Annotated in this window: 10 protein-coding genes; 9 read left to right on the top strand and 1 reads right to left on the bottom strand. The window is 67.9% G+C overall.

From position 1 onward, the window contains the following. Positions 1-126 precede the first annotated feature (126 nt). The 3 genes from VJ673_RS01665 to VJ673_RS01675 are packed head-to-tail and all read left to right on the top strand — an operon-like array spanning position 127 to position 5,260. Entirely contained in the window at positions 127-2,433 is a 2,307-nt protein-coding gene (locus VJ673_RS01665) for a GGDEF/EAL domain-containing response regulator (protein WP_324124272.1), read from the top strand. Then, entirely contained in the window at positions 2,415-3,377 is a 963-nt protein-coding gene (locus VJ673_RS01670; RefSeq protein ID WP_324124273.1) for a cytochrome-c peroxidase, read from the top strand. Before VJ673_RS01665 ends, VJ673_RS01670 begins: the two co-directional genes overlap by 19 nt. After that, positions 3,374-5,260: a DAHL domain-containing protein gene (locus VJ673_RS01675; protein WP_324124274.1), complete on the top strand. Its 1,887-nt coding sequence runs from the start codon at positions 3,374-3,376 to the stop codon at positions 5,258-5,260. The genes VJ673_RS01670 and VJ673_RS01675 overlap by 4 nt, the downstream gene beginning before the upstream one ends. Here the strand turns inward: VJ673_RS01675 and VJ673_RS01680 are convergent. After that, on the bottom strand, positions 5,202-6,548 hold the full coding sequence (locus VJ673_RS01680) for a two-component system sensor histidine kinase NtrB (RefSeq protein ID WP_324124275.1): 1,347 nt from the start codon (positions 6,546-6,548) through the stop codon (positions 5,202-5,204). The two genes, VJ673_RS01675 and VJ673_RS01680, sit on opposite strands and share 59 nt — an antisense overlap. Positions 6,549-6,770: 222 nt before the next feature. Between VJ673_RS01680 and VJ673_RS01685 the strand changes: the two genes are divergently transcribed. Genes VJ673_RS01685 through VJ673_RS01710 form a run of 6 tightly spaced genes read left to right on the top strand, consistent with a single transcriptional unit; the run spans position 6,771 to position 12,990 of the window. After that, the gene (locus tag VJ673_RS01685; RefSeq protein ID WP_324124276.1) at positions 6,771-7,130 is read left to right on the top strand and encodes a response regulator; all 360 of its coding nucleotides are present in this window, start codon (positions 6,771-6,773) and stop codon (positions 7,128-7,130) included. Further along, positions 7,127-8,323, top strand: coding sequence for a methyl-accepting chemotaxis protein (locus tag VJ673_RS01690; RefSeq protein ID WP_324124277.1), 1,197 nt, complete (start codon positions 7,127-7,129; stop codon positions 8,321-8,323). Before VJ673_RS01685 ends, VJ673_RS01690 begins: the two co-directional genes overlap by 4 nt. A gap of 12 nt (positions 8,324-8,335) precedes the next feature. Then, positions 8,336-8,704 (top strand): response regulator, encoded by a 369-nt coding sequence (locus tag VJ673_RS01695; RefSeq protein ID WP_324124278.1) that lies wholly within the window; start codon positions 8,336-8,338, stop codon positions 8,702-8,704. A gap of 23 nt (positions 8,705-8,727) precedes the next feature. Then, a complete protein-coding gene (locus VJ673_RS01700; RefSeq protein WP_324124279.1) occupies positions 8,728-9,087 on the top strand; it encodes an STAS domain-containing protein in 360 nt (119 codons plus the stop codon). Continuing rightward, on the top strand, positions 9,084-11,333 hold the full coding sequence (locus tag VJ673_RS01705; protein ID WP_324124280.1) for a chemotaxis protein CheA: 2,250 nt from the start codon (positions 9,084-9,086) through the stop codon (positions 11,331-11,333). The genes VJ673_RS01700 and VJ673_RS01705 overlap by 4 nt, the downstream gene beginning before the upstream one ends. Before the next feature lie 16 nt (positions 11,334-11,349). Beyond that, entirely contained in the window at positions 11,350-12,990 is a 1,641-nt protein-coding gene (locus VJ673_RS01710; RefSeq protein WP_324124281.1) for a methyl-accepting chemotaxis protein, read from the top strand. The last annotated feature ends 35 nt before the right edge of the window (positions 12,991-13,025 follow it).

Raw genomic sequence — 13,025 nt, forward strand, 5'->3', positions numbered from 1 at the left:
TGACCCCGAAAACAGCCTTCCCCTACGCGCTAATCCGCCTTTCCCGACGGCAGCCCCGGCACGCGTGGGGCTTAATGCCATTCAGCGCCGGTTCGCCGGCAGGCATCGATGGGGAAGGCAAAATCCATGCACAGCTTACAGAACCGTCGCATCCTGGTGATCGACGACACGCCGGCCATCCATGAGGATTTCCGCAAGATCCTCGTGGATGCGCCGGCCGACTCGGAGCTGGACGAGGTCGAGGCGGCGCTCTTCGGCGCGCCGGCGTGCAAGCCCGAACTCGCCTTCGAACTCGACTCCGCCTACCAGGGCCACGAAGGCTTCGCGAAGGTCAGCCAGGCGCTGGGTGCCGGTCGGCCGTACGCGATGGCCTTCGTCGACATGCGCATGCCACCGGGGTGGGACGGCGTCGAGACCATCGAGCGGCTGTGGCAGGCCGATCCACGGCTGCAGATCGTGATCTGCACCGCCTATTCCGACTACGCGTGGGATGAGGTGCTGAACCGGCTCGACGTCGGCGACCGGTTGCTGATCCTGAAGAAGCCCTTCGATACGATCGAGGTGCGCCAACTCGCCGACGCGCTGACCGCGAAATGGCAGATGACCGAGCGCGCGGCGCTCAAGATGGCCGACCTCGACGCCGCGATCGAACGCCGCACCGACGAACTGAAGCAGGCGAACGATGCCTTGAAGGCGGAAATCGACGAGCACGCACGCGCCGAAGCCGCGCTCAAGCTCGCCGCCAGCGTCTTCGAGAACACGATGGACGGCGTGCTGATCACCGACACGGCCGGCACCATCCTGTCGGTGAATCCGGCTTTCACCGCGATCACCGGTTACGTGGCCGAGGAAGCGATCGGCCGCAGCCCGAACCTGTTGCGCTCCGACCGCCACCCCGTGGGGTTCTACCGCGAGCTGTGGGAGACGCTGCTGCGCGAGGGCCGCTGGGAAGGCGAGATCTGGAACCGCAGGAAGAGCGGCGAGGCCTACCTCGAATGGCTCAGCATCGGCATGGTCGCAGGCGACGACGGGCGGGCGCTGCGCTACGTCGGCGTCTTCAACGACATCACTGAGTTGCGCAGGAAGGACGAGCACATCCGCCACCTCGCCTTCCACGATCCGCTGACCGGCCTGCCCAACCGCGCGCTGCTCCTCGACCGACTCGAACACGGCCTGGCCGGCGCGCGACGCGCGGGAGAACGGCTCGGGCTGATGTTCATCGACCTCGACCGCTTCAAGCACATCAACGACTCGCTCGGCCACGACATCGGCGACGCGCTGCTGCAGGAGGTCGCGCGTCGCCTGAGGGAGAGCGTGCGCCAGTCGGACACCGTCGCGCGGATGGGGGGCGACGAGTTCGTGATCCTGCTCGAACAGGTCGGCGAACCGGAAGTCTGCGCCGGACTCGCGAAGAAGATCCTCACCCGTCTCAACGCGCCGATGGAGCTCGATGGCCATACGCTGCAGGTCTGCGCGTCGATCGGCATCGCGTGCTTCCCGGACGACGGCTCCGATACGGTGACGCTGATGAAGCACGCGGACGCAGCGATGTACGCGGCGAAGTCGGCTGGCCGCGGCACCTACCGCTTCTTCCAAGCGGAGATGACCGAGAAGGCCGGACAGCGCCTGCGGCTGGAGATGGAATTGCGCAGCGCCGTGCGCAAGGGGGAGCTGGAAGTCTTCTACCAACCCGGGGTCTCGCTCGCGACTGGCGTCCCCTGCGGCGTCGAGGCCCTGGTGCGCTGGCGCCACCCGGAGCGCGGTCTGGTGCCGCCGAACGACTTCATTCCGCTCGCCGAGGAGACGGGAATCATCCACGAACTCGGCAACTGGGTGCTCGAGGAGGCGTGCCGCCAGTCGCAGGCGTGGCGGGAGCAAGGGCTTGGACGGATCCGCACCGCGGTCAACATCTCGGCCAAGCAACTGCAGGAAGGCGATCTTGCCGAGCGCATCGGCGGGCTGACGCGCAAATACGGACTGGCCCCGGGGGACCTCGCCGTCGAGCTGACCGAGAGCGTGATCATGGCCAACCCGGAGGAAATCTCGGGCGTGTTCGACCGCCTGCGCGAGATCGGCGTGACGGTGGCGGTCGACGACTTCGGCACCGGCTATTCGAGCCTCGCCTACCTGCGCCGCCTGCCGATCGACGTGCTGAAGATCGACCGCTCCTTCGTCAGGAACGCCGACCGCGACGCGGGCGACGCGCAGATCGTGCGCATCATCATGGCACTCGCGCAGGCGCTCAAGCTGGACGTCATCGCCGAAGGGGTCGAGACCCGCGCCCAGGCGGACTTCCTCGCGTCCTGCGGCTGCGAGACGGCGCAGGGCTTCCTGTTCGCACAACCGCAACCGGCGCCCGTCACGGCGAAATGGTTGCAGGCCCATCGCGCCGTGATCGGCGTGGAGGAAACGCTGTGTTCTGTCAGCCGCTGAGACTTGCCGCCCTGGTGCTGGTGACCATCGTCACCCCGGCGCTCGCGGCGCCGCTCGAAAGCGAGCCGATCAAACCGCTGCCGACGAGCCTGAATGCGGACCCGCTGCGCGCCGCGCTGGGCCGCCGTCTCTTCCACGAACCGCGCCTGTCGGCGAACGGCGCAGTATCATGCGCAAGCTGCCACAGTCTCGACAAGGGCGGCACCGACGGACGCGATCGCTCGATCGGCTTCGACGGCCGCCTGACGGGGGTGAATGCGCCGACCGTCTTCAACGCCGCGCTCAATTTCCGGCAGTTCTGGAACGGACGCGCCCCGACGCTCGAGGCGCAGGTCGACGCCGTCATCCAGCATCCGGTGGAGATGGGATCGAAGTGGGAGGACGTCGTCGCCAAGCTCGCGCTCGACCCCGGTTACCGCAGCGAATTCGCCCGCAGCTACCCCGACGGCGTCACGCGGGCGAACATCGTCGATGCGATCGCGAGCTTCGAGCGCACGCTGATCACCCCCGATTCGCGCTTCGACCGCTACCTGCGCGGGGACGCCGACGCGCTCACCGACGAGGAGAAGGCCGGATACACGAAGTTCAAGCAATACGGCTGCGTGACCTGCCATCAGGGCGTGAACGTCGGCGGCAACATGTTCCAGAAGTTCGGCGTGATGGCCGATTACTTCGCCCGGCGCGGCAATCCGACCGAAGCCGATCTCGGCCGCTTCGCGGTCACCGGCGACGCGGACGACAAGAACGTCTTCAAGGTGCCGAGCCTGCGCAACGTGGCGCTCACCGCCCCCTACTTCCACGACGGCTCGGCGCGCACGCTGGGCGAGGCGGTGGACATCATGTTCCGCTATCAGCTCGGCCGCGCCGCAACGCCCGGCGACAAGGGCGCGATCGTCAAATTCCTCGAAACCCTCACGGGTGAATGGCCACGGAGGCCGAAATGAACCACCCGAAACGGCGCATCTACTTCGCGGTCGCCGCGATGGTTGCGGTACTGACGTCGGCACTGGCGTTTCTCTATGCGAAGACCCGCGCCTACGACGAGTCGCGGCATTTCGAGAACCTCGCCAACCTGCGCGAAATCGAACACCTCGACACGCATTGGGAACTCGATGCGCTGAAGTCGCGCGTCGGCATCAATACGCATTACGACGCGCTGGTGGCCGCGTCACCCGAGTTTCACCGACTGGTGGCGGAGCTCAGGGCGATGGTCGCCGAGGGCCTCACCGACGCGCCTTCGGCCCTGGAACAAAGCATCGAAGCGCTCGACCGCTCGATCGAGCAAAAGGCGGATCTGATCGAACACTTCAAGTCCCACAATTCGATCCTGCGCAACTCGATGGCCTTTCTTCCGACCGCCGCGGACGACGTGCTGGGACTCGTCGATGCGGCACTGGCGAAGACGGCCAAACGGCCGGCGGGGGGAATGCGGCGCGTTCCGGAAGACACGGACGACCTGCTGCTCGCGGCCTTCATCTACGGCCATGACGGCTCGGAGGACAGGGCCGACAAGGTCGAGGCGGCCCTCAGCCGCATCGACGCCGACACGCACGAGCTGCCGGCGGAGGTGCGCGAGCCGCTCGATCTGTTCGCGGCTCACATCCGCACCGTGCTGCGCGAACACCGGATCGTCATCGGCCTGCTCAACGAGATCTCGGCCGTCTCCATCCATCGCCACATCGACGACATCGAAGCGCTGCTGTCCGACCAATTCGGGCAGGCCAGCATCGAACGCCATCGCTACGGGAGCTACCTGCTCGCCTTCGCGGCGCTGCTGACCGGCCTGCTCGTGCCCGCCGCGTACAGCGCGATCCGCAACCATGGCGTCGTCAAGCGCATCAACCGCCAGTTGCAGGACGCGAACGAAACCCTGGAACAGCGGGTCCGAGAACGCACACGCGAGTTGCACGCGGCGCAGGCGGAGCTCGTCGACGCGGCGCGGCACGCCGGCATGGCGGAGATCGCGACCAACGTGCTGCACAACGTCGGCAACGTGCTCAACAGCGTGAATGTCTCGGCGGGCCACGTGAGCGGGCGCGTGCGCGCATCCAAGGCCGCCGGACTCGCGCGGGCGGTCGCGATGATGAACGAACACGCCGCCGAGCTCGGCGAATTCCTGACGCAGGACGAAAAAGGCAGGCTGCTGCCGGGCTATCTGGCGAAGCTCTCGGAGGCGCTCGTCGCCGAGCAGGCGGAGATCCTGGACGAACTCGGGCGGCTGACGAACAGCATCGATCACATCAAGGAGGTGGTCGCGACCCAGCAGTCCTACGCGGGCGCCTCGCGCATCGTGGAGCCCGTGCGCATCCGCGATCTCGTCGACGACGCGCTGCGGATGAACGCAGGATCGCTCGCGCGCCACGACGTGACGGTCGTGAGGGAGATCCCCGATCTGCCGGAATTGCCGCTCGACCGCCATCGCGTGCTGCAGATCCTCGTGAACCTGATCAGCAACGCCAAGCAGGCGATGGACGCGACGGGGGGGCGGACGCATCGCATGACGGTGCGCGCGGAGCTCGTCGACGAGGGCACCGCCGCGTCGCGGCTGCGCCTCTGCGTCGAGGACGAGGGCGAAGGCATCGCGCCCGAGAACCTGACGCGCATCTTCAGCCACGGCTTCACGACGCGCAAGAATGGCCATGGCTTCGGATTGCACAGCTGCGCGCTGGCGGCGCGCGAGATGGGTGGCACGCTGAACGCGCACAGTGACGGGCCGGGCCGCGGCGCCGTGTTCACGCTCGATCTGCCGCTGACGGCGGACGCGTCCCTCAAGCCGTGCGCGCCGCCCCCCCTTCCTGTGCCCCTTCTTGTGCCAGCGGCAGCGTGACGCGCACCATCGTGCCGCGCCCGCAAGCGCTGGCGATCTCGATGCGGCCGCCGTGGCGGCGGACGAGGGTGTCGGCGACCGACAGCCCCATCCCGGTGCCGGTGCCGACGGGGCGCGTCGTGAAGAAAGGGTTGAAGACGCGGGGAAGATTTTCGGGCGCGATGCCTTTACCGTCGTCCTCGATCTCGATACGCACACGCCCGCCGTCGTCGCGTGCGCTGCGGATGATGATGCGGCCCTCGGGCGCGACGGCCTGCATCGCATTGGTCAGCAGGTTGCCGAACACCTGACGCATGCCGGAGGCGAGGCAGAAGACCGGCGGCAACTCGCCGTAGTCGCGCACGATCGTCGCCTTGCTCCCCGTGCGGCTTGCCGAGGCTGCGACGGCAGCGTCGAGCAGTGGGTGCAGGTCGCTCGATTGCCAGTCGCCCTGCTCGCCGGTCGCGGAAAAATCCATCAGCTCCCGCACGATGCGCGCGATGCTCGCAAGCCCCGCCTGGGTTTCCTTCAGCAGCGCTGGCGTATCCTCGCGCACAAAATCGACGTCGCACGCGTCCCGCTCGCGGCGAATGATCGACTGGTGCGCGGGATCGAGATGCGGCGTGGCCTCCTCGTAGGCTTCGATCACCTTCAGCAGGTCGCCGAAATTGCGCTCCAGCGTGCCGACGTTGGCTTTCACGTAGCCGATCGGCGTGTTGATCTCGTGCGCGACGCCCGCCGCGAGCTGGCCGATGGCCGCCATCTTTTCGGACTGCAGCAGCTGGTCGCGCGCGTCGGATAGGCGCTGGTTGGTTTCGCGCAGTTCGACGAGGCTCTCCTGCAGGGCGCGTTCGGCGCGGTCGCGTTCGCTGATGTCGCTGAACACCAGCACCGCGCCTTCGCAGCTCTCGTCCTCGACGATCAGCGCCAGGCTGTATTCGACGGCGAAGTCAGCGCCGCCCTGTGTGCGGAATTGACTGCGACGCCGCGACTGCTCGCCGACGAAGGGAGGCCGCCACGGAGGCATCGCGTCGGCACCGACTGCGTCTTCACTGCGTCGGCCGATCACCTCGTCGACCGTCTGCCCGAGCATGTCTTCCACCTGCCACCCGAGCATCCGCGCCGCCGCGGCATTCGCGTAGTTGATGCGCCCTTCCCGATCGAGGCCGAGAACGCCTTCGCTCGTCGCGTGCAGGATCAATTCGTAGGTCCGCGACAGGCGGGCGAACGCCGCCGTCAGTTGCCGCATGCCTTCGTCCGGCCCGCCCGGCCCGTCCGCGGCGTCGATCAGGGGCTCGCTCGCAGCCATGACTTTCTCCTTCGCCCAACGCTGTGGGCTCGCGCGCACCGACTTTTTGACCGGAGGCGCACCCGAAAGCTCCGCAGCAGCCGGCGGGCTGCAATGCCGGGGTAGGGATTTCCTGACGGCAAAAGCAGCCCTTCCTGACACGCGATTCCGCCTTCCCCGACGGTGCCCGCGGCCGTCTTCCTCTTAAATGGCTCCATCCAGAACCAGCCAGCGGGACGCCCGATGAAGCTGCTCATTGTCGAAGATTCACAGCCCGTCAGCACGCGTCTGCAGCGCGCTTTCGGCAAGCTGCCGGCGCTCGAGACCGAGATCGCCGATACGTTCGGTCAGGGCCTTGTCCGATTCCGCGCGTCGCATCCGCAACTGGTGCTGCTCGACATCGAACTGCCCGACGGCAGTGGGCTCGACCTGCTGCAGACGATCAAGCGCGAACGCCCGGCCACTCGCGTGCTGATGTTCAGCAACCACGAGATCTACCGCCAGCGCTGCGCGGCCGAAGGCGCCGACTACTTCTTCGACAAGTCCGGCGAGTTCGAAGTGCTCGCCTGCACCGTCCAATCCCTCGCGGAGGCGAACTCGTGAACGATCGATCGATTCGCCCCTGCGGCGTGCCCGCCGCCGTCTGGCTCGCGCCGCTTCTCGGCACCGCCGCCGGCGCAGGACTGGCCCTCGCGCTGGGCGGCATTGCGCCGCGTAACCTCGTCCTCGTCGCCATCCTGCTCGTTGGCGGCGTACTGGCCGCCTGGGGCACCGTCTTCGCGTGCCGCCGCGCCGCCGAACGCCATGTGCGCGAAGCGGCGGCGCTGATCGAATCCGAGGCGAGCGCCGGAACGGCGCGCGGCGAGCAGGACGCCGGCCGGTTCGCAGCCTTGTGCGGCGGCATCCTGCCGGTGTGGAGCGGTCATCTGCAGACGGTGCGGATACAGACCGAGGATGCGATCGCCGCGCTGTCCGCGCGCTTCGCCGGCATCTCGGACAAGCTCGACACGGCGGTCCGCGCCTCGCACGAAGCGGCCGGCAACAGCGGCCACGACGGCGGCATCGTCGGCATGCTCGAAGCGAGCCGCAACGAGCTCGGCGCCATCCTCGCGTCCTTGCGCACCGCCTTCGACAGCAAGATCCATCTGCTCGACGAAGTGGCCCGCCTCGCCGCCTTCGCCGACGAACTGCGCACCATGGCCAACGAGGTCGGCAAGATCGCCGGCCAGACCAACCTCCTCGCGCTCAACGCCGCAATCGAGGCAGCACGGGCGGGCGAAGCGGGACGCGGCTTCGCGGTCGTCGCCGATGCGGTGCGCGAACTCTCGCGCCAGTCGAGCGAGACCGGCAAGCACATCAGCACCAACATCGCCGCCGTCACCAGCGCGATCGACACGACCTTGCAGGCCGCCAACCAGCAGGCCCACGCCGACGAGCAGAGCATGGCCGACGCCGACGCTGCGGTCGCCGCGATCCTCGAGCGTTTCCACAGCGGCATCGCGGGCCTCGAAGCCTCGGCCGAGATCCTGCAGCGCGAGAGCGGCGGCATCCGCGGCGAAGTCGCCGACGTGCTCGTGTCACTGCAGTTCCAGGACCGGGTGAGCCAGATGCTGGGCCACATCGACGACGATATGCAGAAGCTCGCCGCCCAGGCGGGGAGCAGCGCCCCCGGCGCGGTCGATGTCGCCGCCTGGCTCGACGATCTCGCGCGCAGCTACACGACCGACGAGCAGCGCGCCGTCCATCACGGCGGCGGGACAGCCCGCCCCGCCACCAGCGAAATCACTTTCTTCTAGGAGGACGCCACCATGACCAAGACCATTCTCGTTGTCGATGACTCCAGCTCGCTGCGCCAGGTCGTCAGCATCGCGCTGAAGGGCGCGGGCTACGACACCATCGAAGCCTGCGACGGCAAGGACGCACTGGGCAAGATCGGCGGACGCAAGGTCCATCTGATCATCAGCGACGTCAACATGCCGGTCATGGACGGCATCAGCTTCGTCAAGGAAGTGAAGAAGCTGCCGGAGCACCGTTTTACGCCGGTGATCATGCTCACGACCGAATCGCAGGAGGCGAAGAAGCTCGAAGGCCAGGCCGCGGGCGCGAAAGCCTGGGTCGTGAAGCCCTTCCTGCCGGCGCAGATGCTCGCGGCCGTCTCCAAGCTCGTGTTGCCCTGAGCCGCAAGGACGAGGAGAAGAGCATGGAAATCACCTTCGACACGGACGCGACCCCCGGCTGCCTGCGGATCGGCGGCGAGATGACGGTCTACGCGGCGCGCGAGCTGCACGGCCAGTTCCTCGCCCGCTTCGACGAATGCGGCGAGATCGCGATCGACCTCTCGGCGGTCGCCGAGATCGACAGCGCCGGCCTGCAGTTGCTGATCCTCGCCCAACACTACGCGGCGGCGGTCGGAAAGGCCTTCGGCCTGACCGCGATCAGCCCTGCGGTCGCCGACCTGCTCGATCTCTTCGGACTCGGCGCCTTCTTCGGCTACCCGCCGGTCGCCGCCCCGCTCGCTGCCCCTGACAGCGTCGAAGTCGGCATGGATCAGCCAGCATGAACATCGACGCCGCCCTGCCGACCTTCATCGCCGAGAGCAACGAACTGCTCGCGAGCATGGACGACTGCCTGCTCCTGCTCGAACGCGAGCCGGACAACGCGGACGCGATTGCCGCCACCTTCCGCGCGATCCACACCATCAAGGGCTCGGCCGGGCTCTTCGGCCTGGACTGCATCGTGCGCTTCGCCCATGTCGCCGAGAGCGTGCTCGACCGCGCGCGCGACGGCGAACTACCGATCGACGACCAGCTGACCGCGCTGCTCCTCGAATGCCGCGACCACATCGGCGACCTCGTCGCCACCGTCTCCGGCGACAACCTGTCCGCCGCCAACGCGCTCGCCCCGCGCGGCGAAATCCTGCTCGAAAGGCTGCGTCGCTTGCTGTCGCACGAGCTTGCGCCTGCGACCGAGGGCCCCTGCCGCGCGACCACCTGCCGCGCCGCCGACTGCGGACTCGCCCCCTGCCCGCGCCACGACGAGTCGCCCGCGCAAGGCGGCGTCGCGAGCGATACCTGGCACCTCTCGCTGCGCTTCGGCCCCGACGTGCTCGCCAACGGCATGGACCCGGCCGCCTTCTTGCGCTATCTCGCAACGCTCGGCGAAATCGAACGCACCGTCGCGCTGTGGGACGGCATGCCCGCCGCCGATGCGATGGACCCCGAGCGCTGCTACCTCGGCTTCGAGATCGCGCTGCGCAGCACCGCCGAACGCGACGCGATCGAAGGCGCCTTCGACTTCGTCCGCGACGACTGCCGCATCGTCATCCTGCCGCCACATAGCCCGCTCGCAGATTACCGCGAGCTTATCGCGGCGATGCCCGAGGGCCGTGAACGCGCCGCCGAGCTGCTGCTCGCCTGCGGCACGCTCGATGCGGTCGAGCTCGTCACGGCGATGGCGGACGAACCGGCACCGACTGCGCCCGCCGCCCCCGTGACCGCCCCGGTTGTCGCCCCCATCCTCGCCCCGGCACCCTCAGTGGTACCGCAGTCGCGGTCGTCCACCGTCCCGCGCCGCGGCCAGGAAGCCAAGTTCGTGCGCGTCGACGCCGCCAAGCTCGAAGCGCTGATCAATCAGGTCGGCGAGATGGTCATCGCCGGCGCCTCGGCCGCGCTGCACGCGCGCCGCGCCGGCGACGGCCTGCTCAACGAGGCGATGTCGCTGATGGGTCGCCAGATCGAGGAGCTGCGCGACAGCGCGCTGAGCCTGCGCATGGTCGAGATCGGCGAGACCTTCAGCCGCTTCCACCGCGTCGTGCGCGACGTCAGCCGCGAGCTCGGCAAGGACATCGAGCTCGTCACCTCGGGCGACGACACCGAGCTCGACAAGATGGTCGTCGAGAAGATCAACGACCCGCTGATGCACCTCGTGCGCAACGCGATGGACCACGGCATCGAACCCGCCGCGGTGCGCCTCGCCCGCGGCAAGCCGGCGCGGGCGACGGTACGCCTCAACGCCTATCACGAGTCCGGCAGCATCATCATCGAAGTCTCCGACGACGGCGGCGGACTGCCGCGCGACAAGCTGCTGCAGAAAGGCATCGAACGCGGCCTCGTCGCGGCCGGCCAGAACCTCGCCGACCACGAGATCTTCAACCTGATCTTCGAGCCCGGCTTCTCGACCGCCGAACAGGTCACCAACCTCTCCGGCCGCGGCGTCGGCATGGACGTCGTCCGCCGAAACATCGAGGCGCTGCGCGGCAGCATCGAGATCGACAGCACGGCCGGCGTCGGCACCATGATGCGCATCCGCCTGCCACTGACGCTCGCGATCATCGACGGCTTCCTGATCGAAGTCGCCGGCTCGTCCTTCGTCGTACCGCTCGACATGGTCGTCGAATGCCTCGAACTGCCCGAATCCGGCCGCGACACCGGCAGCAACCGCCACTACCTCAACCTGCGCGGCGAGGTGCTGCCCTTCGTGCGCCTGCGTGAGCTCTTCGGTATCGAAGGCGATGCCGCGCGGCGCGAAAACGTCGTCGTCGTCAGCTTCGCCGGGCAGAAGGCGGGCCTCGTCGTCGATCGCCTCCTCGGCGAATTCCAGACCGTCATCAAGCCGCTCGGCGCGGTCTTCCGTCACCTGCGCGGCATCTCCGGCTCGACCATCCTCGGCAGCGGCGACGTCGCGCTGATCCTCGACGTCCCGGCCACCGTGCAGCAGGCGGCGAGCCGCGAAGCCGGCGCACGGCAGGAAACGTCGGCCCGCAAATCCGGCCCTGTTCCGGCCACCCCCTCATCCGCCATCCACTGATCCAGGAGTTCCCAAAATGTTCCGGAACATGAAAATCGGCATGCGCCTGTCGCTCGGCTTCGGCTTCGTCGTCGTGCTGCTGCTCGCCATCGCCTACGTCGGCATCAGCCGCATGAATAGTCTCGACGAGGACATGAACCTGATGCTCAACGACCGTTACCCGAAGACGGTGATGGCCAACGCCATCAGCAGCGACGTCGGAGCGATCGCCCGTCACCTGCGCAACATGCTGCTCACCGACGACCCGGCGCGCTGGCAGGCCGAGCAGAACGCAGTCGAAGACGCCCGCGGCCGCATCCGCGCCAACCTCGAGAAGCTCGACGCCATCGTCAAGACCGAGCGCGGCGTCGCCCTGCTGAAGAACATCCGCGACCAGCGCGCGAAGTACTTCAGCGGCAGCGACCACATCATGAAGCTCACCACCGAGCGCAAGAAGGCCGAGGCGATCGAATACCTCAATGCCGACCTGATCGGCATCCTGCGCGGCTACACCGACGCGGTGCAGAACCTCGTCGACTACCAGGCTGAACTGATGATTGCCGCCGGCGCGGAGGCGAACCGCCAGTACGAGGCCGCGCGCAATCTGATGATGGGGCTCGCCTCGGCGGCCCTGATCCTCGCGCTGGCGGTCGCATTGTGGATCACGCGCGGCATCACCCGCCCGCTGGCGCAGGCCGTCGCAGTTGCCAACCAACTCGCCGCGGGCGACCTGACGGCGCGCATCGACGTGACGTCGAACGACGAGACCGGCCGGCTGCTCGGCGCGATGAAGCACATGGTCGAAAAGCTGTCGACCATCATCACCGAAGTCCGCGGCGCCGCCGACAGCCTGTCGAGCGCCTCCGAGCAGGTCAGCGCGACCGCCCAGTCGCTCGCCCAAGGCTCCAGCGAACAGGCGTCGAGCGTCGAGGAGACGAGCGCGTCAATCGAACAGATGTCGGCGTCGATCAACCAGAACGCCGAAAATGCCAAGGTCACCGACGGCATGGCCGCAAAGGCCGCGCGCGAAGCCGACGAAGGCGGTTCAGCTGTGACGCACACGGTCACGGCGATGAACAGCATCGCCGACAAGATCGGCATCATCGACGACATCGCCTACCAGACCAACATGCTTGCGCTCAACGCCGCGATCGAAGCGGCGCGTGCCGGCGAGCATGGCAAGGGCTTCGCGGTCGTCGCCGCCGAAGTCCGGAAGCTCGCCGAGCGCAGCCAGATTGCCGCGCAGGAGATCGGCGAAGTCGCCAAGAACAGCGTCTCGCTCGCCGAGCGCGCCGGCAAGCTCCTCGACGAGATCGTGCCTTCGATCCGCAAGACCTCGGACCTCGTCCAGGAAATCGCCGCCGCCTCCGAAGAGCAGTCCGCCGGCGTCAGCCAGATCAACGCGGCGATGAACCAGCTCAGCCAGACCACCCAGCAAGGCGCCTCGGCCTCCGAAGAGCTGGCCGCGACCGCCGAAGAAATGGGCAGCCAGGCCGAACAGCTGCAACACACGATGGCCTTCTTCAAGACGAGCGCCACCGCCATGTCGACCGCCGCCCCCGCCCCCGCCCGCGCGACCGATGCCCGCACGCGGCTCGCGCGCGTCATCGAAAAAGGCGCCCGCCCTGGCAGCACCGCCGAACCGGCGCTCGGCGAAGCCGACTTCGTCCGCTTCTAAGCCGCCCCTCATAGCCCCCGACGTCGAAGGAGATT

This window comes from Aromatoleum sp. (genome assembly GCF_035254505.1).
Classification (GTDB): domain Bacteria; phylum Pseudomonadota; class Gammaproteobacteria; order Burkholderiales; family Rhodocyclaceae; genus Aromatoleum.

Coding starts and splice junctions, on each gene's coding strand:
- VJ673_RS01665 (WP_324124272.1), top strand. CDS start 127: ATGCACAGCTTACAGAACCGTCGCATCCTGGTGATCGACGACACGCCG.
- VJ673_RS01675 (WP_324124274.1), top strand. CDS start 3,374: ATGAACCACCCGAAACGGCGCATCTACTTCGCGGTCGCCGCGATGGTT.
- VJ673_RS01680 (WP_324124275.1), bottom strand. CDS start 6,548: ATGGCTGCGAGCGAGCCCCTGATCGACGCCGCGGACGGGCCGGGCGGG.
- VJ673_RS01685 (WP_324124276.1), top strand. CDS start 6,771: ATGAAGCTGCTCATTGTCGAAGATTCACAGCCCGTCAGCACGCGTCTG.
- VJ673_RS01695 (WP_324124278.1), top strand. CDS start 8,336: ATGACCAAGACCATTCTCGTTGTCGATGACTCCAGCTCGCTGCGCCAG.
- VJ673_RS01700 (WP_324124279.1), top strand. CDS start 8,728: ATGGAAATCACCTTCGACACGGACGCGACCCCCGGCTGCCTGCGGATC.
- VJ673_RS01705 (WP_324124280.1), top strand. CDS start 9,084: ATGAACATCGACGCCGCCCTGCCGACCTTCATCGCCGAGAGCAACGAA.
- VJ673_RS01710 (WP_324124281.1), top strand. CDS start 11,350: ATGTTCCGGAACATGAAAATCGGCATGCGCCTGTCGCTCGGCTTCGGC.